Origin of the sequence: Streptomyces sp. CB01580, from assembly GCF_001905795.1 — a bacterium.
GTDB lineage: Bacteria > Actinomycetota > Actinomycetes > Streptomycetales > Streptomycetaceae > Streptomyces.
This window is the reverse complement of sequence record NZ_LIXJ01000024.1, coordinates 52,834-77,201: the sequence shown is the minus strand read 5'-3', so window position 1 is coordinate 77,201 and position 24,368 is coordinate 52,834. Positions and strand designations below refer to the sequence as shown.

At 72.4% G+C, this 24,368-nt stretch carries 23 protein-coding genes; 8 read left to right on the top strand and 15 right to left on the bottom strand.

Features of this window, described 5'->3' with window-relative positions:
- Positions 1 to 84: 84 nt before the first annotated feature.
- Genes AMK22_RS28375 through cseC form a run of 4 tightly spaced genes read left to right on the top strand, consistent with a single transcriptional unit; the run spans position 85 to position 3,558 of the window.
- Positions 85 to 723 (top strand): SigE family RNA polymerase sigma factor, encoded by a 639-nt coding sequence (locus tag AMK22_RS28375; RefSeq protein ID WP_073789651.1) that lies wholly within the window; start codon positions 85 to 87, stop codon positions 721 to 723.
- A complete protein-coding gene (locus AMK22_RS28370) occupies positions 711 to 1,463 on the top strand; it encodes a hypothetical protein (protein WP_073789649.1) in 753 nt (250 codons plus the stop codon). Before AMK22_RS28375 ends, AMK22_RS28370 begins: the two co-directional genes overlap by 13 nt.
- An 11-nt stretch (positions 1,464 to 1,474) precedes the next feature.
- Entirely contained in the window at positions 1,475 to 2,179 is a 705-nt protein-coding gene (gene cseB, locus AMK22_RS28365; protein ID WP_073789648.1) for a two-component system response regulator CseB, read from the top strand.
- The gene (gene cseC, locus AMK22_RS28360; protein ID WP_443333320.1) at positions 2,068 to 3,558 is read left to right on the top strand and encodes a two-component system sensor histidine kinase CseC; all 1,491 of its coding nucleotides are present in this window, start codon (positions 2,068 to 2,070) and stop codon (positions 3,556 to 3,558) included. The genes cseB and cseC overlap by 112 nt, the downstream gene beginning before the upstream one ends.
- A gap of 165 nt (positions 3,559 to 3,723) precedes the next feature.
- Here cseC and AMK22_RS28355 read toward each other — a convergent pair whose 3' ends face one another.
- Together AMK22_RS28355 and AMK22_RS28350 are read right to left on the bottom strand one after the other, a co-directional pair.
- A complete protein-coding gene (locus AMK22_RS28355) occupies positions 3,724 to 4,413 on the bottom strand; it encodes a M23 family metallopeptidase (protein ID WP_073789644.1) in 690 nt (229 codons plus the stop codon).
- Positions 4,414 to 4,998: 585 nt separating this feature from the next.
- Entirely contained in the window at positions 4,999 to 7,527 is a 2,529-nt protein-coding gene (locus tag AMK22_RS28350; protein ID WP_073789642.1) for an ATP-dependent Clp protease ATP-binding subunit, read from the bottom strand.
- A gap of 461 nt (positions 7,528 to 7,988) precedes the next feature.
- Here AMK22_RS28350 and AMK22_RS28340 point away from each other — a divergent pair, with 461 nt between their 5' ends.
- Positions 7,989 to 8,594 (top strand): SCO3374 family protein, encoded by a 606-nt coding sequence (locus AMK22_RS28340; protein WP_073789640.1) that lies wholly within the window; start codon positions 7,989 to 7,991, stop codon positions 8,592 to 8,594.
- Here AMK22_RS28340 and AMK22_RS28335 read toward each other — a convergent pair.
- From AMK22_RS28335 to AMK22_RS28290, 10 genes are all read right to left on the bottom strand, one after another.
- A complete protein-coding gene (locus AMK22_RS28335; protein ID WP_073789639.1) occupies positions 8,573 to 8,908 on the bottom strand; it encodes a histone-like nucleoid-structuring protein Lsr2 in 336 nt (111 codons plus the stop codon). The two genes, AMK22_RS28340 and AMK22_RS28335, sit on opposite strands and share 22 nt — an antisense overlap.
- A gap of 144 nt (positions 8,909 to 9,052) precedes the next feature.
- Entirely contained in the window at positions 9,053 to 9,610 is a 558-nt protein-coding gene (locus AMK22_RS28330; protein WP_073789637.1) for an amino-acid N-acetyltransferase, read from the bottom strand.
- 9 nt (positions 9,611 to 9,619) lie between these two features.
- The gene (locus AMK22_RS28325) at positions 9,620 to 10,252 is read right to left on the bottom strand and encodes a BlaI/MecI/CopY family transcriptional regulator (RefSeq protein ID WP_242434165.1); all 633 of its coding nucleotides are present in this window, start codon (positions 10,250 to 10,252) and stop codon (positions 9,620 to 9,622) included.
- 209 nt (positions 10,253 to 10,461) lie between these two features.
- A complete protein-coding gene (locus AMK22_RS40220; RefSeq protein WP_199883332.1) occupies positions 10,462 to 10,638 on the bottom strand; it encodes a hypothetical protein in 177 nt (58 codons plus the stop codon).
- 84 nt (positions 10,639 to 10,722) lie between these two features.
- The gene (locus tag AMK22_RS28315) at positions 10,723 to 11,313 is read right to left on the bottom strand and encodes a hypothetical protein (protein ID WP_073789633.1); all 591 of its coding nucleotides are present in this window, start codon (positions 11,311 to 11,313) and stop codon (positions 10,723 to 10,725) included.
- A 138-nt stretch (positions 11,314 to 11,451) separates the two neighbouring features.
- On the bottom strand, positions 11,452 to 12,249 hold the full coding sequence (locus AMK22_RS28310; protein ID WP_073789631.1) for a type III pantothenate kinase: 798 nt from the start codon (positions 12,247 to 12,249) through the stop codon (positions 11,452 to 11,454).
- On the bottom strand, positions 12,249 to 13,391 hold the full coding sequence (gene nadC / locus AMK22_RS28305; RefSeq protein ID WP_079186439.1) for a carboxylating nicotinate-nucleotide diphosphorylase: 1,143 nt from the start codon (positions 13,389 to 13,391) through the stop codon (positions 12,249 to 12,251). The genes AMK22_RS28310 and nadC overlap by 1 nt, the downstream gene beginning before the upstream one ends.
- A gap of 36 nt (positions 13,392 to 13,427) precedes the next feature.
- Positions 13,428 to 15,407, bottom strand: a complete 1,980-nt coding sequence (locus AMK22_RS28300; RefSeq protein ID WP_242434163.1) for an L-aspartate oxidase — start codon at positions 15,405 to 15,407, stop codon at positions 13,428 to 13,430.
- Complete coding sequence (gene panC, locus AMK22_RS28295) at positions 15,404 to 16,582, bottom strand: pantoate--beta-alanine ligase (RefSeq protein ID WP_079186438.1); 1,179 nt, start codon at positions 16,580 to 16,582, stop codon at positions 15,404 to 15,406. The genes AMK22_RS28300 and panC overlap by 4 nt, the downstream gene beginning before the upstream one ends.
- Complete coding sequence (locus AMK22_RS28290; RefSeq protein WP_073789629.1) at positions 16,582 to 17,529, bottom strand: Rossmann-like and DUF2520 domain-containing protein; 948 nt, start codon at positions 17,527 to 17,529, stop codon at positions 16,582 to 16,584. Before AMK22_RS28290 ends, panC begins: the two co-directional genes overlap by 1 nt.
- Before the next feature lie 369 nt (positions 17,530 to 17,898).
- On the opposite strand from AMK22_RS28290, the gene AMK22_RS28285 reads away from it, so the two are divergent.
- The gene (locus AMK22_RS28285) at positions 17,899 to 19,125 is read left to right on the top strand and encodes a threonine aldolase family protein (RefSeq protein ID WP_073789628.1); all 1,227 of its coding nucleotides are present in this window, start codon (positions 17,899 to 17,901) and stop codon (positions 19,123 to 19,125) included.
- 165 nt (positions 19,126 to 19,290) lie between these two features.
- Here the strand turns inward: AMK22_RS28285 and AMK22_RS28280 are convergent, their stop codons facing one another.
- Complete coding sequence (locus AMK22_RS28280) at positions 19,291 to 19,515, bottom strand: hypothetical protein (protein ID WP_073789684.1); 225 nt, start codon at positions 19,513 to 19,515, stop codon at positions 19,291 to 19,293.
- Positions 19,516 to 19,619: 104 nt separating this feature from the next.
- Here AMK22_RS28280 and AMK22_RS28275 point away from each other — a divergent pair, with 104 nt between their 5' ends.
- Complete coding sequence (locus AMK22_RS28275) at positions 19,620 to 20,720, top strand: DUF5937 family protein (RefSeq protein WP_073789626.1); 1,101 nt, start codon at positions 19,620 to 19,622, stop codon at positions 20,718 to 20,720.
- A gap of 47 nt (positions 20,721 to 20,767) precedes the next feature.
- Here the strand turns inward: AMK22_RS28275 and AMK22_RS28270 are convergent, their stop codons facing one another.
- Together AMK22_RS28270 and AMK22_RS28265 are read right to left on the bottom strand one after the other, a co-directional pair.
- The gene (locus AMK22_RS28270; RefSeq protein WP_073789625.1) at positions 20,768 to 21,448 is read right to left on the bottom strand and encodes a response regulator transcription factor; all 681 of its coding nucleotides are present in this window, start codon (positions 21,446 to 21,448) and stop codon (positions 20,768 to 20,770) included.
- A gap of 273 nt (positions 21,449 to 21,721) precedes the next feature.
- Positions 21,722 to 22,921, bottom strand: coding sequence for a sensor histidine kinase (locus AMK22_RS28265; RefSeq protein WP_073789623.1), 1,200 nt, complete (start codon positions 22,919 to 22,921; stop codon positions 21,722 to 21,724).
- A 213-nt stretch (positions 22,922 to 23,134) separates the two neighbouring features.
- On the opposite strand from AMK22_RS28265, the gene AMK22_RS28260 reads away from it, so the two are divergent.
- Complete coding sequence (locus AMK22_RS28260) at positions 23,135 to 24,190, top strand: SAM-dependent methyltransferase (protein WP_073789683.1); 1,056 nt, start codon at positions 23,135 to 23,137, stop codon at positions 24,188 to 24,190.
- The last annotated feature ends 178 nt before the right edge of the window (positions 24,191 to 24,368 follow it).

The following is a 24,368-nucleotide window of genomic DNA, read 5'->3' as shown; positions in this document are numbered from 1 at the left end:
CTCCGTAACGTCGTCGACGTCGCCCCGACCGATCGATGGGCGACGGCGGTCGTACGGGGCTCCACGGGGACGGAGGCGGTTGGAATGGCACAGGGCGAGGTACTCGGGTTCGAGGAGTACGTGCGCACCCGGCAGGACGCACTGCTGCGCAGCGCACGCCGGCTGGTCCCCGACCCGGTGGACGCGCAGGACCTGCTGCAGACCGCCCTGGCCCGTACGTTCGGCCGCTGGGACGGCATCGCCGACAAGTCCCTCGCCGACGCCTACCTGCGCCGGGTCATGATCAACACCCGCACCGAGTGGTGGCGGGCCCGCAAGCTGGACGAGGTGCCCACCGAGCAGCTCCCCGACGCGAGCGTCGAGGACGGCACCGAGCAGCGGGCCGACCGCGCCCTGCTGATGGACGTGCTGGGCGTCCTGGCTCCCAAGCAGCGCAGCGTCGTCGTGCTGCGACACTGGGAGCAGATGAGTACCGAGGAGACGGCTGCCGCACTCGGCATGTCGGCCGGTACGGTGAAGAGCACGCTGCACCGTGCGCTGGCACGCCTGCGCCAGGAGCTGGAGAGCCGCGAGGCGGCGAGCAGGGAGGCCCTGCTCGCCGAGGAGCGGCCGACGCCGGCGGCCGACCGCGGTCCGGTCCCCGGTGCCGCGGCGCGCACCCGGGTACGGGAGCGGACGGGCAGGCGTATGGACGAACGGGGGCGGGAGCGGTGCGCGGCCTGACAGCCGGTGACGACGACGGCGACGGCGGAAACCGCGGTGGCGGTGACCGCCGCCGCGGCCGTTCCCCGGGCGGTCGCGCGGCGGGGAACGGGAGGACCGCCGGGATCGGCTGGACGGCGGGTGCCACGACCCTGGTCGGGTTCACCGCTCTCGCCCTGCTCGCGGTCGGCTGCTCCAGCGGCGGCGCCGGAACCCGGGACGAGGGCCCGGCGGGCACCCAGCCGGTCGCCAAGGTCACGCCGAGCCCCGGCGCGTCCGCGGCGAAGCCCACGTACCGGGTGGACCCCGTGACGCTGATCAAGAAGGACCCCAAGGTCAGCGAGCGGGTCAGGGCCGATCTGAAGCCCTGCGTCGGCTCCGAGTACCCGGTGGACACCTCGTACGGAACGCTGACCGGCGGATCCTCCACCGATGTCGTGGTGAACGTGATGACCTGCGCCGATTCGGTGGGCGTCGGCACGTACGTGTACCGCAGGGAGTCCGGCGGCCTCTACCGGAACGTGTTCGCGATGGAGCAGCCCGCCGTGTACGGCACCATCGACCGCGGCGATCTGGTGGTGACGGCCCAGGTGTACGGGAAGAAGGACGCGGTCGCGTACCCCTCGGGCGAGGATGTGATCACCTACCGCTGGGCGGGCGACCGGTTCGACGAGCACGACCGCGTGCACAACGACTTCAACCGAGCCGTCGGCAGCGGAACAGCCGGACTTCCGGAATCCGCCGAGCCGGCGGGGAACTGAGAGCAGTTTCGATGGCCGAGACCCACGTCCTGTTCGTCGAGGACGACGACGTCATCCGCGAGGCCACCCAGCTCGCGCTGGAGCGCGACGGCTTCACGGTCACCGCGATGCCCGACGGCCTGTCGGGCCTCGACGCGTTCCGGGCCGACCGCCCCGACATCGCGCTGCTCGACGTGATGGTGCCGGGCCTGGACGGTGTCAGCCTCTGCCGCCGCATCCGCGACGAGTCGACGGTGCCCGTGATCATGCTGTCGGCCCGCGCGGACTCGATCGACGTGGTGCTCGGTCTGGAGGCCGGGGCCGACGACTACGTCACCAAACCCTTCGACGGGGCGGTTCTGGTCGCCCGGATCCGTGCCGTGCTGCGACGCTTCGGCCACGCCTCGGGCGGGCAGCCGGGCGGCGGCGAACCGGAGTCCCGGCCCGTCGGCGGAGTGCATGTCTTCGGCGACCTGGAGGTCGACACCGAGGGCATGGAGGTCCTCCGGGGCGGCGAGCCGGTGGCGCTGACCCCGACCGAGATGCGGCTGCTGCTGGAGTTCTCCGCCGCGCCCGGCACGGTGCTCTCCCGCGACAAGCTCCTGGAGCGCGTCTGGGACTACGGCTGGGGCGGGGACACCCGGGTCGTGGACGTCCATGTGCAGCGGCTGCGCACCAAGATCGGCCAGGACCGGATCGAGACGGTCCGCGGGTTCGGCTACAAACTCAGGCCATGAGGCGGCCGGCGCTGCGGACGAGCGTCCGCTGGAAGATCAGCATCGCGATCGCCGCGGTCGGCGCGCTGACCGCGGTGGCGCTCAGCTTCGTCGTCCACAACGCCGCCCGGGTCTCGATGCTGGAGAACGCGCGCGAGGTGCAGCTGACACGGTTGACGTACGCGCAGCTGCTGTACGAGGCGAAGAAGACGCACAAGGCCGACACCCGTTTCGGCGCCAAGCTCAACGACCCGCTGATGCCGAGCAGCCTGCGCGCGGAGGTCAGGAAGAACCGCCGGGCCACCCATGTCGAGATACTGCGGAACGGGGTGCCCGACGTGTGGGCGGCGGTCCCGGTCGGCAAGGACGACGTGCTCTCGCTGCACACCCGTTTCACCGGCCGCAGCGCCAAGATCATGCGCGATCTCGACCGGGCACTGATCATCGGCTCGGTGTCGGTGGTGCTCGGCAGCTGTGCACTGGGTGTGCTGATCGGCGGGCAGCTGTCGCGCCGACTGCGCAAGGCCGCCGCGGCGGCGGGCACGGTCGCCCAGGGCAACACGGACGTGCGGGTGCGGGAGGCCGTCGGCGGAGTCGTCCTGGACGAGACCGACGAGCTGGCCCGTGCGGTGGACGCGCTGACCGACGCGTTGAACGAGCGGATCGAGGCGGAGCGCCGGGTCACCGCGGACATCGCGCACGAACTGCGGACGCCGGTGACCGGTCTGCTGACGGCGGCCGAACTGCTGCCGCCCGGCCGCCCCACCGAGCTGGTACGGGACCGGGCACAGGCGCTGCGCACCCTGGTCGAGGACGTGCTGGAGGTGGCCCGGCTGGACAGCGCCTCGGAGCGGGCCGAGCTCCAGGAGGTCGCGCTGGGCGAGTTCGTCAGCCGGCGTATCGCGCTGCTGGACCCGGACGTACGGGTGCGGGTCGTCCACGAGTCATGGGTGAGCACCGATCCACGCCGCCTGGAACGCATCCTCGGCAATCTGCTGGGCAACGCCGCGAAGCACGGTGCCACCCCGGTGGAGGTCACGGTCGAGGGCCGGGTGGTACGGATCCGTGACCACGGCCCCGGGTTCCCGGCGGCCCTGCTGCGCGAGGGCCCGAGCCGGTTCCGTACCGGAAGCAGCGACCGGGCGGGACACGGCCACGGTCTCGGCCTGACCATCGCGGCCGGTCAGGCGAGGGTTCTCGGGGCCAGGCTGACCTTCCGCAACGCGGCCCCCGAGGGGGCCGCGGAGGGGACGGGCGGGGCGATCGCCGTCCTGTGGCTGCCCGAGCACGCGCCGACGAACACCGGCAGCTTCCCGGTCCTGCGCCTGTCCGAGCAGCGCACGGCGGACGACGACGCGGCGGGGAGCGGTACGGCGGGCAGGTCCCGGTCCGGCGCCTGAGACCGGACCACGACGCGACCGGACCACGACGCGGCGGGCTCCCGAGGGCATGTGCCCCGGGAGCCCGCCGCGCGAGGTGCATCTGCCACAGGTCCGGATTCGCGATCTCATGAGGCCCGGACGCGTGACCCGTGAGGCCCGGTTCCGGGCCCGACGGTGGTCGGGTCAGACCCCGACGCCCTTCTGGTGCAGGAACGAGACCGGGTCGACCGCGGAGCCGTAGTCGGCGGTGTGGCGGATCTCGAAGTGCAGGTGCGGGCCGCTGGAGTTGCCGGTGTTGCCGGAGAGCGCGATCCGCTCGCCGGTCGTCACCTTCTGGCCGGCGTACACGTCGATCTGCGAGAGGTGCGCGTACTGCGAGTACGTACCGTTGCCGTGCTTGATCACGACGGCGTTGCCGTACGCGGGGCCGTCGCCGCCGCCGTTCGGGCCGGCCTTCACGACGACGCCGCTGTGCGCGGCCGTGACCTTCGTGCCGACCGGAACGGCGAAGTCCTGGCCGGAGTGCTTGTGGGCCCAGCGGCTGCCGTCGTTGCCGAAGCTCGCGCTCAGCGCGTAATGGCTCACCGGCTTCTCCCAGGAGGCCGCCTTCTTCGCGGCCGCCTTGACGGCCGCCACGCGCCCGGCCTCGGCGGCCTTGGCCGCCTTGCCCTGCACGGCCGCCTGCTTGGCGACCGAGTGGGCGGCGGTGCCGTCGATCAGGTTCGCGACTTCGGGGGAGCCCATCGTGCCGGCCGCGAACGCAGCACTCGCACCGAGCGCCATCGTCGTTCCCAGGCCGGCTGCCACCACGGCGCCACGGACACGGGACAGGGACGGGCGGCGGGAGTGCTGGAACGGAACGCGCTTCGACATATGCGGAGATCCTCCGGGGATGACGGGACCCGACGCTTACGGCCGGGCTGGCCGTTCCTTGGTAACCCGCACCCCTACCGGTGCTCAAACCCCCCATCTACGAACAAAAACCGTAGCCGAGAGCTCGCGAGGGCCCCGGAATCCGCCCCGCCCACCGTCGAATCCCACCCCGTCGACGCCTCTACTCGGAGCAGACCCGCCGCAGCTCAAACCCCTGCAAACGGACTAAACATACTGATCCCGGCTTTTTTTGCACCGGTTTCCGACGCCCCTCCCGCGCGGGGACGTACGCCGCCGCCGCGATCACGGCGTTCTCTCCTATCGGTCGTAGTAGTCCCGAAACGCCTGTGTGCCTTGTCACCGCCGCCGGGCCGGGAAGGCGTCCGATCCCGGACCTCCGGCCCCAGCGTCCGACCGTCGCACGCGACACCGCACCGACGCGTGCGACGCCGGACCGAACGCACGGAGACGCCCGACCGAAGACATGGAAAAGGGGCTGCCCCGGACCGTTTCCAACGGTCCGGGGCAGCCCCTTCGGTCGTTCAGACGCCCGATCGCGCCTTCACGGCGTTCTCACGCGTCAGGTCACGCGTCCTTCGACAGGTTCGGACCCGCGCCGCCCGCCGCCTGCTCGATCGGAGGAACGTCGGGCAGCGCCGACTTCTCCTCGCCGCGGAAGGTGAACTTCTTCTCCTCGCCCTCGGTCTCGGTGCCGACGACCACGATGTGGCCGGGGCGCAGCTCGCCGAAGAGGATCTTCTCGGAGAGGACGTCCTCGATCTCGCGCTGGATCGTCCGGCGCAGCGGCCGGGCGCCCATCACGGGGTCGTAGCCCTTCTTCGCCAGGAGCGACTTGGCCTCCGAGCTCAGCTCGATGCCCATGTCGCGGTCCTTCAGGCGCTCGTCCACCTTGGCGATCATGAGGTCGACGATCTGGATGATGTCTTCCTCGCTGAGCTGGTGGAAGACGACCGTGTCGTCGACACGGTTGAGGAACTCGGGGCGGAAGTGCTGCTTGAGCTCTTCGTTGACCTTGTTCTTCATCCGCTCGTAGCCGGTCTTGACGTCGCCCTGGGCGGCGAAGCCCAGGTTGAAGCCCTTGGAGATGTCCCGGGTCCCGAGGTTGGTCGTCATGATGATGACCGTGTTCTTGAAGTCCACGACCCGACCCTGGGAGTCGGTCAGACGACCGTCCTCCAGAATCTGGAGCAGGGAATTGAAGATATCGGGGTGGGCCTTCTCGACCTCGTCGAAGAGAACGACGGAGAACGGCTTGCGGCGCACCTTCTCGGTGAGCTGGCCACCCTCTTCGTAACCCACGTAACCGGGGGGAGAACCGAAGAGGCGGGAAACCGTGTGCTTCTCGCTGAACTCCGACATGTCGAGAGCGATCAGCGCGTCCTCGTCGCCGAAGAGGAATTCGGCGAGCGTCTTGGAGAGCTCGGTCTTACCGACACCGGACGGGCCGGCGAAGATGAACGAACCACCGGGACGCTTCGGGTCCTTCAGACCGGCTCGCGTACGGCGGATCGCCTGCGAAAGGGCCTTGATGGCGTCCTTCTGACCGATGACCCGCTTGTGGAGCTCGTCCTCCATGCGCAGCAGACGCGAGGACTCCTCCTCCGTCAGCTTGAAGACGGGAATGCCGGTCGCGGTGGCCAGGACCTCGGCGATCAGCTCGCCGTCGACCTCGGCCACGACGTCCATGTCGCCGGCCTTCCATTCCTTCTCGCGCTTGTTCTTCGCGGCGAGGAGCTGCTTCTCCTTGTCGCGCAGGGACGCGGCCTTCTCGAAGTCCTGCGAGTCGATCGCGGACTCCTTGTCGCGGCGGACGCCCGCAATCTTCTCGTCGAACTCGCGGAGGTCCGGCGGCGCGGTCATCCGGCGGATGCGCATCCGGGAACCGGCCTCGTCGATCAGGTCGATCGCCTTGTCCGGCAGGAAGCGGTCCGAGATGTACCGGTCGGCCAGGGTCGCGGCCTGGACCAGTGCCTCGTCCGTGATGGAGACGCGGTGGTGGGCCTCGTAGCGGTCGCGCAGACCCTTGAGGATCTCGATCGCGTGCGGCAGCGACGGCTCGGCGACCTGGATGGGCTGGAAGCGGCGCTCCAGCGCGGCGTCCTTCTCCAGGTGCTTGCGGTACTCGTCGAGCGTCGTGGCACCGATGGTCTGCAGCTCGCCGCGGGCCAGCATCGGCTTGAGGATGCTGGCGGCGTCGATCGCGCCCTCGGCGGCACCCGCACCCACCAGGGTGTGGAGCTCGTCGATGAACAGGATGATGTCGCCGCGGGTGCGGATCTCCTTGAGGACCTTCTTCAGGCGCTCCTCGAAGTCACCGCGGTAGCGGGAGCCGGCGACCAGGGCGCCGAGGTCCAGGGTGTAGAGGTGCTTGTCCTTGAGGGTCTCGGGCACCTCGCCCTTGACGATGGCCTGCGCCAGTCCCTCGACGACCGCCGTCTTGCCGACGCCGGGCTCGCCGATGAGCACGGGGTTGTTCTTGGTGCGGCGGGACAGCACCTGCATGACCCGCTCGATCTCCTTCTCGCGCCCGATGACCGGGTCGAGCTTGGACTCCCGGGCGGCCTGGGTGAGATTCCGGCCGAACTGGTCGAGCACCAGGGACGTGGAAGGGGTGCCTTCCGCGGGTCCGCCCGCGGTGGCCGCCTCCTTGCTGCCGGAGTAACCGGAGAGCAGCTGGATGACCTGCTGCCGCACCCGGTTCAGGTCGGCTCCGAGCTTCACGAGGACCTGGGCGGCGACGCCCTCGCCCTCGCGGATCAGACCGAGCAGGATGTGCTCGGTGCCGATGTAGTTGTGGCCGAGCTGGAGGGCCTCGCGGAGCGACAGCTCCAGGACCTTCTTGGCCCGGGGCGTGAAGGGGATGTGCCCGGACGGGGCCTGCTGGCCCTGGCCGATGATCTCCTCCACCTGCTGGCGGACCGCCTCGAGCGAGATCCCGAGGCTCTCCAGGGCCTTAGCGGCGACACCCTCACCCTCGTGGATCAGGCCCAGGAGAATGTGCTCGGTGCCGATGTAGTTGTGGTTGAGCATCCGGGCTTCTTCCTGAGCCAGGACGACAACCCGCCGCGCGCGGTCGGTGAACCTCTCGAACATCGTTAATCGCTCCTCAGAGCGGTCAGGCAGTAAGGGGTCGGTCCCCTCCCTGTCCTTCCGCAGCTTAGTCCCGCAAGCGGGGACCGCTCATTCCAACTGCCGACACCGGCCGGGTCACCCCGCTCCCGCGAGGACGGAGTTGCCGCCTCCCCGTCGCCCGAACGCCGACATCTGCTCCAACCCGATGGTGCGAGACGATGTTCCCGCAGGCCAGACAGATACGCCTTTCGCCAGTACGCCGTTGGCGAACGGGAGATGTCCGGGCCCGCGTGTCGCCCCTCCCCACTAGGGATGTCATACCCGCAATTACAGACAGTCCATGCGACGCACGGCGGTTCCCTCCGCTACGGGCGAACATTTTTGCGCCGCCCGACCCGCCCACACGCCCCCATTCCGGACACATTACGCAACAGGTCGCGAACACCGCGTAACTCCGGAGGGCTGCCGGACGTTCCTCCGGCATGGCCAACACCTCCCCGCCCTCCCCGCCGTCCCCCGACGGAGGGGAAGGGCACGACGAGGGCGCGCGCTGGGCGCGGTGGTACGAGCGCGAGCTCGGCTGGACGACCGAGGGCGTCGCACCGGTGCGGCTGCCGACCGGTCTCCTCTTCGATGTCCTCGAAGTGCCCGCGGCCGTGGGGCGCGCGGTGCTGCGGCGAGTGGGCCGCACCGGGCCGGTGGCGTCGACCGGCTCCCGGACGAGCCTGCTGGTGGCGGCGGGGAGCGCCGAAGAACTGCCCGGGCTGCTCGACTGGCTGGAGTGGGGCGGGGTCGCCCTCTCGCTGACCGCCGTCGGCAGGGGCGGTCGGATCGAGGCGCCGGCACCGCCCGGTGGGGCGGCGGGCCGGCCAGGGGCCGCGGTGTGGTTGCGGCCCCCCGGACTGCCGCGCGAAGGAGGGCCGGGGCTCCCGGACCTCGCCGGCCTCGGGAGCAGGGGTGGGGATGCTCCCGATCTCGTGCGGCTCGTGGACGCGGTGGCAACCGAATGCCACCGGGCCAGGTTGATGCGTGCCCGAGCGGGGCGGTCGACCGATGGGTCGACAGCTCAGCTGTTGGCCTTCTCGTAAGCCTCACGGATCTCGGCGGGGACGCGGCCGCGGTCGTTCACGTTGTGACCGTTCTCGCGCGCCCACTTGCGGATCTCCGCGGTGTCCTTGTTGCCGCCGGCTACGGCGCGACCCCTGCCACGACCGGACGTCGCCCGACCGCCCGTGCGCCGGCCACTCTTGGTGTACGGCTCGAGAAGGCCGCGGAGCTTGTCCGCGTTGCTCGTGGTGAGGTCGATCTCGTACGTCTTGCCGTCGAGAGCGAACGTGACCGTCTCGTCCGCCTCGCCGCCGTCGAGGTCATCGACAAGAAGGACCTGAACCTTCTGTGCCACCGGATTTCCTTTCATCGAAAATGCAGTACGCGGAAAGGAAACCGCTTTTCTCCGGAAAACACAAACCCTCGGCAGAGGTTCAGGATCGCGAGAAGCCGGGAAACATGCGCGATTCGGACATAGGGCCACGGCTTCTTGTGGCCGTCACAGGTGCAGAAGCATCCGACTGTTGCCCAAGGTGTTCGGCTTCACTCGTTCGAGCCCCAGGAACTCCGCCACACCCTCGTCATAGGAACGCAGCAGCTCGCTGTAGACATCTCCGTCGACAGGCGTCTCTCCGATCTCGACGAAGCCGTGCTTCGCGAAGAAGTCGACTTCGAAGGTCAGACAGAAAACCCTGCGTACGCCCAACCAACGGGCGGTCTGCAACAACTTGTCCAGTACTTGATGTCCGACTCCGGCGCCCCTGATGCCGTGATCGACCGCGAGAGTACGCACTTCGGCCAGGTCTTCCCACATCACGTGCAGTGCACCGCATCCGATGACACGGGCGTCCTCGTCGCGTTCCGCGATCCAGAACTCCTGGATGTCCTCGTAAAGCGTCACCGTCGCTTTGTCGAGCAGGATGCCTTCGCGTACGTACCCGTCGAGGAGACGGCGGACCGATGGCACATCACTGGTCCTGGCACGCCGGACGGTGACGGCCGTCTTTATAACCGACGGTGCGGTACGGAAATCGCTATGCGGAAGCTCTGAGGACATACCCCGACGCTATCGCCCGGAGGCGGGCCCGGCGTCATCGGCCGGAACATCGGACCGCTCTCCGGGTTCTTGTCCGCGCTGTTGTCCGGCCCGGTCCCCGGCTCGTCGTGCGGCCCGGTCGGCGGGCTGCCGTGCGGGCCGGTCCGCGGCCGGTTCCCCGGCCTCCCGGCTCTCGTCCCCGCCCGCGGGTGCGTTCGCCGGTCCGCCCGTCGGTTCGCCCACCGGCTCGCCCGACGGAGGCCGTACCGGAACTCCGGACGGGATTTCCGCCCGCTCGTGCGGCACTTCGTGCTCCGGGGGCGGCGGGGTGTCCGGCAGACCCGGGCGAACGATCCGCATGGCGTCCCGGAGCGCCTGGCGCTGTTCGGCCGACATCATGCCGAAGAAGGCGACAAGGGCGGCCGCCGGGTTGTCGCTGCGCGACCATGCTTCGTTCATCAGTGCGGCCGAGTAGGCGGCGCGGGTGGAGACCGCCGTATATCGATATGCGCGGCCGTCGACTTCCCTGCGCACCCAGCCCTTCTGATGGAGATTGTCCATTACCGTCATGACGGTGGTGTAGGCGATGGAGCGTTCCCGTTGGAGGTCCTCCAGGACTTCTCGCACGGTGACCGGACGGTTCCATTGCCAGACCCGTGTCATCACGGCGTCTTCCAGTTCTCCCAATGGACGAGGCACAATGGCATTTTAGTGCCAATTGTCCGAAATGCACGGTTATTCATGCGACGCGAAAGGGCGCACGGCCATGACGAGCCGTGCGCCCTTTCGCATACCGCCGAAGGCGTGCCGCCGAACGCCGGGGTGCCGGGTGCGGGAGTGTGCCGGAGTACGGAGTCCCGGACGGATAGCGCTCAGGCGCCGCCGCTCGGGGCCTGCTGGACCGATTCGGAGCGGCTCATCACCGCGTCCACGGCCGCGTCTTCCTTGGCCTTGTTGGGGCCGCCCTGGCTCTTGATGATCGTCACGACGATGCCGATGAAGAAGACTGCCATCACCACGGGGGGCACGAGCGCCGATACGTAGTCCATGGCTTCCAGAGTAGCGAGGCCGGTACGGACGTCCACGCGCACCCTCCGGGTGGCGGGACGGCCGTCCGGTCTCGCGCGGGGCGGCTACCCGACGGCCCGCTGTCTCGGCGGCGACGGCGGGGCCGGGCGGCGGCGCGGCGGGAACACCTCGGAGGGCTTGGGTGCCGCCGGGCGCTCGGACGGCGGGGTGGGCCGGGGCGGCTTCTCCGGGGTCCTGGGCCGTTCGGGCTCGGCGTCGCCGGTCCGGCCGCCGGGCAGGGCGAGGAGACGGCTGCGGGGCGCGGGGGCCGCCGCGGGCACGGCGCGCCCGGCGAGGCGGGCCCGTACCGACCGTTCCGCGAGCACCTGGCAGCGCTCCAGGAGCGCTGCCGCCGTCGGCCTGTGCCGCAGGGCGCGCAGCGCGGCGAGATCGTCGGGGCAGGGGTCGTACCCGCCCGCGAGGGCGTCCTGGAGGAGTTCCAGGTAACCGCTGGTGGAGCCGGGAAGGGCGTCGCGGTAGCGGGCGAGGTCGGCGAGGAGGAACGCGCGCAGCCGTCCCGCCTCGCCCACCGCCTCGTCGACCGCGCCCGCCAGTCGCAGGCAGTCCTGGACATCCTCTTCGGGCAGGGGGGCGGGGTGCAGGGCGACGGCGAGGGCGCGTCGGAGCACACGCAGCTCGTCCGCGCCGAACGCCATACCGCCGCGTGATCCGTAAGGCGTGGGCATGGCGCGACAATACGTGCTAAATGGACAAAATCCGCTTAACTGGGCATCGGCGGCGCGGCGGCGGCCCCCGTTCCGCCACGCCGTTCCCGCAGGTGAGCCCGATGCCCGCTACATCCGGGAGATGTTCCGTTCGTACACCAGCCGCAGACCGATGAGGGTCAGCCACGGCTCGTGCTCGTCGATGACGGAGGACTCCCCCAACACCATCGGAGCAAGGCCGCCCGTCGCGATGACCGTGACGTCGTCGGGGTCGTCCGCCAGCTCCTTCTTCATCCGGGCGACGACACCGTCGACCTGGCCGGCGAAGCCGTAGATGATCCCCGCCTGCATCGCCTCGACCGTGTTCTTGCCGATCACGCTGCGCGGCCTGGCCAGCTCGATCTTGCGCAGCTGGGCGCCCCTGACGCCGAGCGCCTCGACCGAGATCTCGATGCCGGGAGCGATGACGCCACCCGCGTACTCGCCGCGTGCGGAGACTGCGTCGAAGGTGGTGGCCGTGCCGAAGTCGACGACGATCGCCGGACCGCCGTACAGGTCGGCGGCGGCGGCCGCGTTGATGATGCGGTCCGTGCCGACCTCCTTCGGGTTGTCCATGAGGATCGGCACCCCGGTCTTGATGCCGGGCTCCACGAGGACCGCGGGAACGTCGCCGTAGTAGCGGCGGGTCACCTCGCGCAGCTCGTGCAGGACGGCGGGGACGGTGGAGCAGATCGCGATGCCCTCGATGCCGTCGCCCAGTTCCTCGCCGAGCAGGGGGTGGGCGCCCATCAGACCCTGGAGCAGGACCGCGAGTTCGTCGGCGGTGCGGCGGGCGTCGGTGGAGATCCGCCAGTGCTCGACGATCTCCTCGCCGTCGAACAGGCCGAGGACGGTGTGGGTGTTGCCGACGTCGATGGTGAGCAGCATCAGGCGTCGGTCCCGTCGGTGTCGGCGGCGTCGGTGTCGGCGGCGTCGGTGTCGGCGGCGTCGGTGTCGGCGGCGTCGGTGCCGGTGTCGGTGTCGGCGGCGTCGGTGTCGGCGGCGTCGCGGAAGTCGAGGCCGATGTCGAGGATCGGCGAGGAGTGGGTGAGCGCGCCGACGGCCAGGTAGTCGACGCCCGCCTCCGCGTAGGCGCGCGCGGTGTCGAGGGAGAGGCGCCCGGACGACTCCAGGACCGCGCGTCCGCCGACCAGGGCGACGGCCTCGGCGGTCTGGAGCGGCGTGAAGTTGTCCAGCAGGATCAGGTCGGCCCCCGCGTCGAGGACCTCCCGGACCTGCTGGAGGGTGTCGACCTCGACCTCGATCGGCACGTCCGGGAACTCGTCCCGTACCCGCTTGAACGCCTCGGCCACCCCACCCGCCGCGATGACGTGGTTGTCCTTGACCAGAGCCGCGTCCGACAGGGACATGCGGTGGTTGACGCCGCCGCCGCAGCGCACCGCGTACTTCTCCATGGCACGCAGGCCCGGGGTGGTCTTGCGGGTGTCGCGGACCTCGGCCTTCGTGCCCTCCAGGACGTCGGCCCAGGCGCGGGTGGCGGTCGCGATGCCGGAGAGCCGGCACAGCAGGTTGAGCGCGCTGCGCTCGCCGGTCAGCAGGTCACGGGTGCGCGTGGTGACGGTCAGCAGCTTCTGGCCGGGGGCGACCCGGTCGCCGTCCTCGACGTGCCGCTCGACCGTGAGCTCGTCGGCGCAGACGATCGACAGAACCGCCTCGGCGATGCGCAGACCGGCCACGACGCCGGCCTCGCGGGCGGTGAAGTCGCCGGTGGCCACGGCGTCCTCGGCGACCGTGGCGACGGTGGTGACGTCGACCCCGCCGTCGAGGTCCTCCGCGAGGGCGACGTGCGCGACGTCCTCGACCTGGACCGGGTCCAGGCCCGCGTCGGCGAGGAGCCGGGCGAGGTCGGGGTCGAGGCCGCACTCCCATCCGTCGGTGTCGTGGACCCCGTCGGCACCGCAGCCGCAGCCGTCACCGCAGCCGCCGCCCGCGGCGGGCGCGGGCGCACCGATCTGGATCAGCGGTACGTCCACGGGGGTGGGGCGCGGATTCTCTTCGGGCGTGCTCACGGTTGCGACTCCTCGGTCACGTCGGCGGGGGGTTGATCAGTCGTCGGGGTGGTCGTCGGGGTGGATCGGGGGTGCTGCTGCGCAGTCTGGTGCCTGCGCGGGGCCTACGGGCCCGAATGCCGCGGTCTCCGTCCGACGGAGGACGAGCCGGCGCTCCGGGGTGAGCCGGACGACGAGGTGGCGGCGCCAGTTCTCGTCGTCGCGCTCGGGCCGGTCCTCGCGCCAGTGGCAGCCGCGGGTCTCCTCACGGCGGCGGGCGGCGGCGACCAGGACGCGCGAGACGAGCAGCAGGTTGGTGGCCTCCCACGCCTCGACGCCGGGCTCGGCGGGCTTGGGACGGTCGACGTCCGGTGCGTCGGCATCCGATGCGCCGTCCGGGGCGGCGGCTCGGACGGCGCCGTCGTGCAGGGCTTCGAGCGCGTCGGCGGCGGCGGCCAGGCTCTCGGCGGAACGGAGGACTCCGGCGCCCCGGGTCATGATCCGCTGGACGGTGCCGCGCTGCTCGGGGTCGAGCAGCGGGGACGGGGCGGGGAGGGCGGCCGGGTCCGCGGCTGCGGCGAGGGGCCGGTCGGTCGCGGCGGAGGCCCGGAGGTCGGCCCCTCCGGCGAAAGGCCCGGCGTCGTCCGCCCACGCGGTGCTGCCGGTTTGCGCAACGCCGTTGGTCTGCGCGGTGTCGTCGGTCTGCTCGACGCCATGCGTCTGCGCGGTGTCGTTCGCCCGCTCGGCATCGTTCACGTGCTCGGCATCGTTCGCCCGCTCGACGATGTCCGTCGCGATGCGTTCGGCGAAGACGAGGCCCTCCAGGAGGGAGTTGGACGCCAGCCGGTTCGCGCCGTGCACGCCGGTGCAGGCGACCTCGCCGCAGGCGTACAGGCCGGGTACGGTCGTGCGCCCGCGCAGGTCGGTACGCACGCCGCCGGAGGCGTAGTGCGCGGCGGGCGCGACCGGGATGGGCTCGGTGACCGGGTCGATGCCGTGGGCGCGGCAGGCGGCCAGGATCGTGGGGAAGCGCCGCTCCCACATGGCGGCCCCGAAGTGGCGGGCGTCGAGATACATGTGCTCGGTGCCGTGCAGCTCCATCCGGCGCGTGATGGCCTTGGCGACGATGTCGCGCGGGGCCAGTTCCGCCAGTTCGTGCTGCCCCGCCATGAAACGCGTACCGGACGCGTCGACGAGATGGGCGCCCTCGCCCCGTACCGCTTCCGACACCAGGGGCTGCTGGCCCTCGGAGTCGGCGCCGAGGTAGAGGACCGTGGGGTGGAACTGGACGAATTCGAGGTCGGAGACCTCCGCCCCGGCCCGCAGCGCCAGGGCCACGCCGTCGCCGGTGGAGACGGCCGGGTTGGTGGTGGCGGAGAAGACCTGGCCCATGCCGCCGGTGGCGAGCACCACGGCGGGGGCACGCACCGCGCCGACGCCGTCGTGCCGGCCCTCGCCCATGACGTGCAGGGTGACGCCCGCGGTACGGCCGTCGGCATCCGTCAGCAGGTCCAGGACGAGGGCGTTCTCGATGGTGCGCAGGGCGGCCTCGCGGACCGCCGCGACCAGGGCCCGGGAGATCTCGGCGCCCGTCGCGTCGCCGCCCGCGTGGGCGATGCGGCTGCGGTGGTGGCCGCCCTCCCGGGTCAGCGCGATCGCGCCGCCGTCCGTGGTGTCGAAGCGGGCGCCGGTCCCGATGAGCCTGCGTACGGCGTCGGGCCCCTCGGTCACCAGGGTCCGTACCGCGCCCTCGTCGCACAGGCCCGCGCCCGCGACCAGGGTGTCGTCCAGGTGCTGCTCCGGGGTGTCGCCCTCGCCGAGGGCCGCGGCGATGCCGCCCTGCGCCCAGCGGGTGGAGCCGTCGTCGAGGCGGGCCTTGGTGACGACGACGGTGGCGAGGCCCGCGGCGGCGCAGCGCAGCGCGGCGGTGAGACCGGCCACGCCCGAGCCGACCACCACGACATCGGCGTCGATGGACCAGCCGGGGGCGGGGGCGGTCAGCCGTATTCCGGTCGCGGGGTGGCGTATTCCGGTCACGGGGTGGCTCCGAAGGTCAGCGGGATGTTGTCGATGAGGCGGGTGGCGCCGACCTTCGCGGCGACCGCGAGGATCGCGTCGCCGGTGGTGCGGTCGTCAGGGATCTCGGTGAAGTCGGACGGGTCCACGAGCGCGAGATAGTCCAGGACCAGCGGCGGCTGCTCGGCCGCGGCGTCGTCGAGGACCAGCCGCGCCGCGGCCCGTACCGCCGCGGGCCCGTCCACGGGGCGGGCCAGGGCCACCGCCTGGGTGTCGGCGGCGGCGCGGGCCTCGCCGAGCGCGGTGAGCGCGGCGGCCCGGCCGGTGGTGGCCGCGGTGGTCTGCGCGCGGGCGTGCAGCGCCTGCTGGGCGGCGAGCCGGTCCCGCGCCGCGAACAGGGCCCGGGACAGGGCGAGGGCGGTGCGCCGCTCCTCGATGTCCAGGAAGCGGTTGCGGCTGGAGAGCGCGAGGCCGTCCGGCTCACGGACGGTCGGCACGCCGACGATCTCCACCGGGAAGTTCAGGTCGCGCACCATGCGGCGGATCAGCGCCAGTTGCTGGGCGTCCTTCTGCCCGTAGAACGCGAGGTCGGGGCGGGTGAGATGGAGGAGCTTGGCGACGACGGTGAGCATGCCGTCGAAGTGCCCGGGGCGGAAGGCGCCTTCGAGGCGTTCGCCCATGGGGCCCGCCGAGACGCGGACCTGTGGTTCGCCGCCGGGGTAGACCTCGTCGACGGACGGCGCGAAGACGGCGTCGGCGCCTGCCGCGCCCGCCACGGCGAGATCGGCTTCGAGGGTGCGGGGGTAGCGCTCCAGATCGGCCGCCTCGCCGAACTGGAGCGGGTTGACGAAGACGGTGACGACGACCTGGCCGTCCGGACCCGCCGTCGCGCGCGCGGTACGGATCAGGGTGGCGTGGCCCTCGTGCAGGGCGCCCATGGTCATGACGACGGCCCGGGGGCCCTTGAGCGGCGCGAACGCGGCGAGCTCGGCGGCCGTACGGAGGGGGGCGGCCGACGGGGTGGACGCGGGGGTGCGGGCGGTGGCGGGCACGGCGGTGGCGGGGGGCGTGTCGGAGGCGGTGGGTACGGGGTCGGCTCCTGGCTCGGGAGCGGTTCCGGGTACGGGAGTGGCTTCGGGTACGGGAGTGGCTTCGGGTACGGGAGTCGCTCCGGGCTTGCCGGGTGTGGTGGTCATCATGGCTCCCGTGGTCCGCTGCCGCCCGTGGTGCCGGCGTCGTCGGCCAGGACACCGAGCAGGTTCTCGGCCGGCTCCGGCTTGAGCATGCCGTGGGCGAGGGCGCGGTCGGCGGTGGCGCGGGCCATCGCGACGTATCCGGCCACGGCCTGCGGCGCGTGCCTGCGCAACTCGTCGATGTGCGCGGCGACCGTGCCCGCGTCACCGCGGGCCACCGGACCGGTCAGGGCCGCGTCGCCGGAACGCAGGGCGTTGTCGAGCGCGGCGCCGAGGAGCGGCCCGAGCATCCGGTCGGGGGCGGCGACCCCGGCCGTACGCAGCAGCTCCATCGACTGGGCGACCAGGGTGACCAGGTGGTTCGCGCCGAGGGCGAGCGCCGCGTGGTAGAGCGGGCGGGCCTCCTCCGCGATCCACTCGGGCTCCCCGCCCATCTCGATGACCAGCGCCTCCGCGGCGAGCCGCAGCTCCTCCGGGGCGGTCACGCCGAAGGAGCAGCCTGCCAGCCGCTGGACGTCGACGGAGGTGCCGGTGAACGTCATCACCGGATGCAGGGCGAGCGGCAGTGCCCCGGCCCGCAGGGCGGGGTCCAGCACCCTTGCCCCGTACCGTCCCGAGGTGTGGACGAGCAACTGACCCGGCCGCACCGCTCCGGTCCCGGCCAGTCCCTCGACCAGACCGGGCAGGGCGTCGTCGGGCACGGTCAGCAGCACCAGCTCGGCGCGCGCCAGCACCTCGGCGGGCGGCACCAGCGGGACATCGGGGAGCAGCTCGGCGGCCCGGCGCACGGACGCGTCGGAGACGCCCGACACGGCGACGGGACGGTGTCCGGCGAGGCTCAGCGACGCGGCGAGGGCGGGGCCGACGCGGCCCGCACCCACGACGCCGACCGTGAGTCGGGCGGGGCGGTCCCTCGCGTCGAGGGGTTCCTTGGGGGGTGTTGCGTTCACTCGGCGGTGGCCTTCCGTTCCAGTCCGCAGGGGGTACCGGACGATTCCTCTGAATGCTACGCCAGCGTCGCGCCCGAGCTCCTGGCCGTCCACAGCCTGTGGGAAATGCCGCAGCGCGCGGGAGCGACCTGCGGGAGCGACCTGCGGGAGCGACCTGCGGGAGCGACCTGCGGGAGCGACCTGCGGGAAGTGCCGCACGGGGCCCGGCCGGGTGGCCCGCGCGCACGACGATCACGCGAAAACCATGCGGGGCCGGGCCCGGCCCTGCGTGATGATCGCCCCATGACGGATACAGCGGGCACCGCAACGGACCCAACGGCGGACGCGACACCTACAACAGACGCGACAGACACGGCACACGCGGCGCACATGGCGGAGGGAACGGCGGGGACGACGGACCCGGCGGAGGGCAGGGCGGGGACGGCGGACGCCGACGAGCAGCCCTCGGCGCAGGAGCGGCGACTGCGCAAGCTGCGAGCCTGGCGCAGCGCCGAGCGGGCCCTGGACCGCCCGCCCATGCACCTCCCGGTCGGTGAACGGCTGGCCGCGCTGGTGGCGGGGGCCGAGGACGTCACCGATCTCGACCGACCCGCGGACATGTACGGCGGCGGCGTGGTCGCCGAGCTGGAGGAGCGGGTCGCGGAGCTGCTGGGCATGGAGGCGGCGGCGTTCTTCCCGACCGGGACGATGGCGCAGCAGGTCGCGCTGCGCTGCTGGGCGGGGCGGACCGGCGACTCCACGGTGGCACTGCACCCCATGGCCCACCCGGAGGTGCACGAGCGCGGTGCGCTGGGGGCGGTGAGCGGGCTGCGCACCGTCCACCCGACGTCCCAGCCCCGCCAGCCCACGGCGCAGGAGGTCCGTGACCTCTCCGAGCCGTTCGGCACGCTGATGCTGGAGCTGCCGTTGCGCGACGCCGGTTTCGTCCTGCCCACGTGGGAGGAGCTGGAGGAAGTGGTGGCGGCGGCGCGCGAACGCGACGCGGTGGTGCACTTCGACGGCGCGCGGCTGTGGGAGTGCGCGCCCCATTTCGGGCGGGAGCTGCCGGAGATCGCGGCGCTCGCGGACAGCGTGTACGTGTCGTTCTACAAGACCCTGGGCGGACTCTCCGGTGCCGCACTGGCCGGTCCGGAGTCCCTGATCGAGGAGGCCCGCGCCTGGCGCCACCGGTACGGCGGGCAGCTCTTCCAGCAGTTCCCGGCGGCGCTCGCCGCGCTGATCGGCCTGGACCGGGAGCTTCCCCTGCTCCCGTCGTACGTGGCGCAGGCGAAGATGGTGGCCGAGGCGCTGGCCGAAGGCCTCACGGCGGCCGGCGTCGGCTGGTTCCGGGTGCATCCGGAGCCGCCGCACACGCACCAGTTCCAGGTCTGGCTGCCGTACGGGGCCGACGCCCTGACGGAGGCGTCGATACGGCAGGCGGAGGAGACCGGCACGGCCCTCTTCCACGGCTGGCACTCCGCGCCCGCCGGTCCGCCCGGGGTGGCGTTCACCGAGGTCACGGTGGGCCGGGAAGGGCTGGAGTGGACGGCGGCCGACGTCCGGGAGGCGGTGACCGCGTTCCTGGACCTGGTGACCCCCGCGGAAGGTTCCTCGTAGAACGAGGAGGGGCCTCGTAGGACCAAGAGGTCCTCGTAGAGCCAGGAAGGTTCACGTAGAGCACGGTCCTCATGGGACACGCGGCCCTCGCAGGACCAGGACGGTCCTCGTGGCACACGGCCCAGCCTCGCAGCGTCCCTCCGCCGCGCACGCCGCCCCGGCCGGTCAGCGCACCGGCCGGGGACGCCGGGCGAACGTCGCGCGCAGGGCCCGCAGCAGCGCCCGCCGACGGCCGCCCACCGGACGGCCCGCGATCACGGCCTCGAACCGTTGCCGGTCGCGGGCCCCGCGCAGCACCTCCCAGTCGTACCGGCCCGGCGACGGCGGCGGCGCCTCACCCCTCGCGATCGCGCGGTAGCTGTCGAACATCTGCTGCTGAATGGCGTCCATCGCCACAGCGTGGGCCGGGGCCGCCCGCGCGGCCCGTCATTTGACGACCGCCGTCAAACGGACGAACGACTTCCGCACGCACCCCGCACCATGGAGGGGTGAGCGTGCACATCGACATCAAGGGCCTGGCCCCCGACCGCATCGTCTTCGAGACCTCTCCCCTCGCGGAACTGGGCCTGGCCCTGCACGCCCTCTCCGAACCCGGGCACCACCCGGGTCTGCACGGCTGGGCGACGGCGACGGCCAGCGCGCTGGAGCCCGATCTCGCCGACCGCCTGCACGAGGCGGACTTCCTGTGGCGCCACACGTTCTCGGACATCTTCCTGGCGTTCGCGGGGGTGCGCGGCGGCGACGGCAAAACGGGCGCGAGCCTGGCCGAGGACCTGGACACCCTCGACCGGCTGGACGACGAACGGTTCGTGTCCGCCGCCCTGGAGTTCACCTGCACCAGCCTGTACGGGCTCGGCGCGCCCTCTCCGCTCGGCAACCCGACGATGCACGCCCGTGCCCTGGAGATGGCGGCGGCGCGGGGACCCCGCCAGGTGGAGTTCACCCAGCAGCTGCTGGCCGACCCCGCGCCCGTGCGCCGCTGGGTGCGGCGCCTCTTCGAGGACTGCGACCAGGCGTTCTTCGCCGAGACCTGGCAGCGGGTTCGGGTCCAGCTGGTCGCCGACGCCCGGCACAAGACGGACCTGCTGCGCCGCAAGGGGCTCGGCGAGGCGCTGAAGGCGGTGTCCCCGGCGCTGGCCCTCGACGAGGCGAGGACCCTGATCAGTGCGGACAAGCTGTCCGACGGCCGGGCCAGCGCGGCCGGCCCCGGGCTCACCCTCATCCCGTCCACCTTCGGCTGGCCGCACCTCAACCTGCTGCACGCGCCGGGCTGGCGGCCGGTGATCCACTACCCGGTGCACCAGCCCGAGCTGCCCTCCCCCGCCTCCGTGGAGCTGCTCCAGCTACGGCTGGAGGCACTGGCCCACCCCATGCGGATGCGTCTGTGCCGCCACCTCGCCCGTTCCGCGCACACGACCGGCGAACTCGCCGATACGCACGGCATCACGGCCCCCGAGGTCTCCCGGCATCTCGCGGTGCTGAAGAAGGCGGGCCTGGTCACCACCCGCCGACGCGGCCGTTACGTGCTGCACCAGCTGGACCTGACCACGGTGGCCCGGCTCGGCAGCGACTTCCTGGAGGGCATCCTGCGCTGAACCGGCCGACGGAACGCCCGGACCGGCCGCCCCCTCGTCCCCGCCGGTCAGCTCGCCCCGGCCCCGCCGCCGGCCCGGACCAGACCCGTCTCGTACGCGAGGACGACGACCTGCACCCGGTCGCGCAGGTTCAGCTTCGTGAGGATGCGGCCCACGTGCGTCTTCACGGTGGCCTCGGAGAGCACCAGGCGTGCCGCGATCTCGCCGTTCGACAGTCCCTGTGCGACCAGCAGCATCACCTCGCGCTCGCGTTCGGTGAGCTTGGCGACGCCCTGGTGCTTCGGTTCGCTCGTACCACCCGGCAGCATCGGCGAGAAGCGGTCGAGCAGACGGCGGGTGGTGGACGGCGCGACGACGGCGTCGCCGCTGTGCACGGCGCGGATGGCGCTGAGCAGTTCGGCGGGCGGGACGTCCTTGAGCATGAAGCCGCTGGCCCCGGCCTTCAGCCCGGAGAAGGCGTACTCGTCCAGGTCGAACGTGGTCAGGATGAGCACCTTGGGCGCGCCCTGCTGCGCGCAGATGCGCCGGGTGGCCTCCACGCCGTCCAGCCTCGGCATCCGGACGTCCATCAGCACCACGTCGACGGCGGTGGAGCGCAGCACGTCGATCGCCTCGGCGCCGTCACCGGCCTCGGCCACGACCTCCATGTCCGGCTGGGCGGCGAGCACCATCCGGAAGCCGGTGCGCAGCAGCACCTGGTCGTCGACGAGCATCACGCGGATCGCCATGGGGGTCTGTCTCCTGTCTGTCCCGCATCATCCGGGGCGAAGGTGTGGGTGGGCCGGTGGGCGGCACGGCGGCCGGGTCCGGCACGTCTGGTGGGCCGACGGGTCCGGCAGGCGGCCGGGGCCCGGACCCGATCCGGTTTCGGTTCCGGCCCGATCCGGACCCGGTCCCGGCCTGCTCCGGATCCGTCGTCCCGACCCGGCCGCGACCCCGCTCGGGGTCCCGGCCCCGAACGAGCCCGCACACGATCCTCGCCCCGGTCCGGGTCCGGAGCATCAGCGGGCCGGTTTGAGCGGCAGCAGCGCGCTGATCCGGAAGCCGCCGCCCGGGCGCGGCCCGGCGTCCAGCGTTCCGCCGACCATGCCGACCCGCTCGCGCATCCCGATCATCCCGTGGCCCCCGCCGTCGGCGCCCCCGTCCTCGTACATCTCGTGCGCGGCGCCCCGTCCGTCGTCCTCGACCAGCAGCCCGAGCCCGTCGTCGAAGTAGACCAGCCGCACGCTGGCCCCGGCGTCCGGGCCGCCGTGCTTGCGGGTGTTGGTCAGCGCCTCCTGCACGATGCGGTACGCGGTCAGCTCGACCCCGCTGGGCAGCGGGCGCGGCGTTCCCTCGATCTTGAAGTCGACGGTCAGACCGGTCTGCCGCACCTGTTCGACCAGGTCCTCGATCTGGCCGACGTCGGGCTGCGGGACGTACTCCCCGCTCTCCTCCGCGTCCCCGGTCCGCAGCACCCCGAGCAGCCGCCGCATCTCGGCGAGGGCCTGCCTGCCGGTGCTGGAGATGGTCTCCAGGGCCTGCTTGGCCTGGTCGGGCGCCGCGTCCATGACGTACGCCGCCCCGTCGGCCTGCACCACCATCACCGACACGTTGTGCGCGACGACGTCGTGGAGTTCGCGGGCGATACGGGCCCGCTCGGCGGCCACCGCGACCTTCGACTGCGCCTCGCGCTCCCGCTCCAGCCGGGCCGCCCGCTCCTCCAGCTGATTGAAATAGGCGCGCCGGGTCCGCATCGAGTCGCCGAGCACCCAGGCCAGCACGAACGGCACGGTCATCACGATGGCGACGAAGACCTGCTGGAACCAGCCGGACTGCCCCGTCTCCGCGGGCCAGCGCAGCTGGGCGAGCCCCGCCGCACCCAGGCTGCACACCAGCGCGAGCCGCGAGGCCCAGCGCTCCCCCACCGTCGCCACGGTGAACACGATCACCAGCATCGCGAAGTTGGCGGGGCCCGGCACGACCCCGGTCAGCACTTGCGCCACACCCATCGCGATGGCCAGCAGCAGCATCTTCTCCGGGGCGCGTCGGCGCAGCGCGACGACGGTGCTCAGGCCGGTGACGATCAGCGCGGCGGCCAGCAGTCCCCTGCCGTTCTCCACTGTCCGCGCCGACAGTCCGGAGAGCCCGAGGAGGAAGACAGCCCAGAAGGTGTCGACGCCCGTCGGGTGTCTGCGGAGGAAGGCGTAGAGGCGCTGCACGTGATCCAGCGTAGGGAAGGCGGAAGGTGCCCGGGTCAGCCGAAGGGCCGATCCGACCTGCGGGACCGTACTCCCCAAGGTGGAGACTTGGAAATCGTGACGGTCGGGAAGGTCGTGACGGGCATGCCGGGCACGGCGGACGTGACGGCCGGGACGGGCACGGCAGGCATGGCGGACACGGAGAACGTGACGGTCAGGATGGGCACGGCGGACATGGCGGACGTGACGGGTACGACGGGCGCGACGGACGAGTGGCGTGGGTGGCGTGAGGCGGCGCAGACCGCTCTGTACGGGGACGGGGGGTTCTACCGGAGGCCCGAGGGGCCGGCCGGTCACTTCCGTACCTCCGTCCACGCGTCCCCGCTGTTCGCCTCCGCCGTGGCCCGGCTGCTGGTGCGGACGGCCCGCGACCTGGGCACCGACGAGGTCGACCTGGTGGACCTCGGGGCGGGGCGCGGCGAACTGCTGACGGGGGTGCTGGCGGCGCTGCCGGCCGAGGACGCCGACGGGCTCGTCGTACGGGCGTACGCGGTGGAGGTCGCCGCCCGCCCGGACGGTCTCGATCCCCGGATCGAGTGGTGCGCGGAACCGCCGTCGGGGGTCTGCGGCCTGCTGTTCGCCAACGAGTGGCTGGACAACGTGCCGACCGACGTCGCGGAGACCGACGCGGACGGCGTCGACCGGTACGTCCTGGTCCGGGCCTCGGACGGGGAAGAGCGGCTGGGCGAGCCGGTGACCGGGCCCGACGCGGCGTGGCTGCGCCGCTGGTGGCCGTCGGCCGGGCCGGGCTGCCGGGCGGAGATCGGGCGCCCGCGCGACGAGGCGTGGGCGCGGGCGGTGTCCACGCTCGGCGGCGGGCTCGCGGTGGCCGTGGACTACACCCACGCGCGCGGGGCGCGACCGCCCTTCGGCACGCTCACCGGCTTCCGGTCGGGCCGCGAGGTACGGCCGGTGCCGGACGGCAGCTGCGACCTCACCTCGCACGTGGCGCTGGACGCGTGCGCGGCGGCGGTGGACGCCGTCGCCGTCCCGGGGACCGGCGCGGCGACCGGCTCCGGGAACGTCATGGCGTCCGAGCCGGCGTCGGAGGTGCTGACGCAGCGCGAGGCGCTGCACCGGCTCGGTGTCGACGGCGCCCGCCCGCCCCTGTCCCTGGCGTCGGCCGATCCGGCCGGGTACGTACGGGCCCTGGCCTCGGCGGGCGAGGCGGCGGAGCTGACGGCCCGGGGCGGGCTGGGCGACTTCGGATGGCTGATGCGGCGCGTATGACGGCCGGTGCCCGAGGCACATATGCGCCGGGCGGCGCCGCGGAAACCGCGCCCCGTGGCCGTACGCGCCCCGTACGCGCACGTGCGCCCCCCGGGCCCGTGACCCGCGTACCAGCGACCCGTGCCCTCGCGTCTTGTGACCCGTGCCGGTGCCCCGCGGCATCACCGCCCCGTCACCT

Bases quoted from the DNA above. Each gene is read 5' to 3' on its own strand.
- AMK22_RS28375 (WP_073789651.1), top strand. From the start codon at position 85: ATGGCACAGGGCGAGGTACTCGGGTTCGAGGAGTACGTGCGCACCCGG.
- cseB (WP_073789648.1), top strand. From the start codon at position 1,475: ATGGCCGAGACCCACGTCCTGTTCGTCGAGGACGACGACGTCATCCGC.
- AMK22_RS28355 (WP_073789644.1), bottom strand. From the start codon at position 4,413: ATGTCGAAGCGCGTTCCGTTCCAGCACTCCCGCCGCCCGTCCCTGTCC.
- AMK22_RS28350 (WP_073789642.1), bottom strand. From the start codon at position 7,527: ATGTTCGAGAGGTTCACCGACCGCGCGCGGCGGGTTGTCGTCCTGGCT.
- AMK22_RS28340 (WP_073789640.1), top strand. From the start codon at position 7,989: ATGGCCAACACCTCCCCGCCCTCCCCGCCGTCCCCCGACGGAGGGGAA.
- AMK22_RS28330 (WP_073789637.1), bottom strand. From the start codon at position 9,610: ATGTCCTCAGAGCTTCCGCATAGCGATTTCCGTACCGCACCGTCGGTT.
- AMK22_RS28325 (WP_242434165.1), bottom strand. From the start codon at position 10,252: ATGACACGGGTCTGGCAATGGAACCGTCCGGTCACCGTGCGAGAAGTC.
- AMK22_RS40220 (WP_199883332.1), bottom strand. From the start codon at position 10,638: ATGGACTACGTATCGGCGCTCGTGCCCCCCGTGGTGATGGCAGTCTTC.
- AMK22_RS28315 (WP_073789633.1), bottom strand. From the start codon at position 11,313: ATGGCGTTCGGCGCGGACGAGCTGCGTGTGCTCCGACGCGCCCTCGCC.
- AMK22_RS28310 (WP_073789631.1), bottom strand. From the start codon at position 12,249: ATGCTGCTCACCATCGACGTCGGCAACACCCACACCGTCCTCGGCCTG.
- panC (WP_079186438.1), bottom strand. From the start codon at position 16,582: ATGACCACCACACCCGGCAAGCCCGGAGCGACTCCCGTACCCGAAGCC.
- AMK22_RS28285 (WP_073789628.1), top strand. From the start codon at position 17,899: ATGGCGGAGGGAACGGCGGGGACGACGGACCCGGCGGAGGGCAGGGCG.
- AMK22_RS28280 (WP_073789684.1), bottom strand. From the start codon at position 19,515: ATGGACGCCATTCAGCAGCAGATGTTCGACAGCTACCGCGCGATCGCG.
- AMK22_RS28270 (WP_073789625.1), bottom strand. From the start codon at position 21,448: ATGGCGATCCGCGTGATGCTCGTCGACGACCAGGTGCTGCTGCGCACC.
- AMK22_RS28260 (WP_073789683.1), top strand. From the start codon at position 23,135: ATGGCGGACGTGACGGGTACGACGGGCGCGACGGACGAGTGGCGTGGG.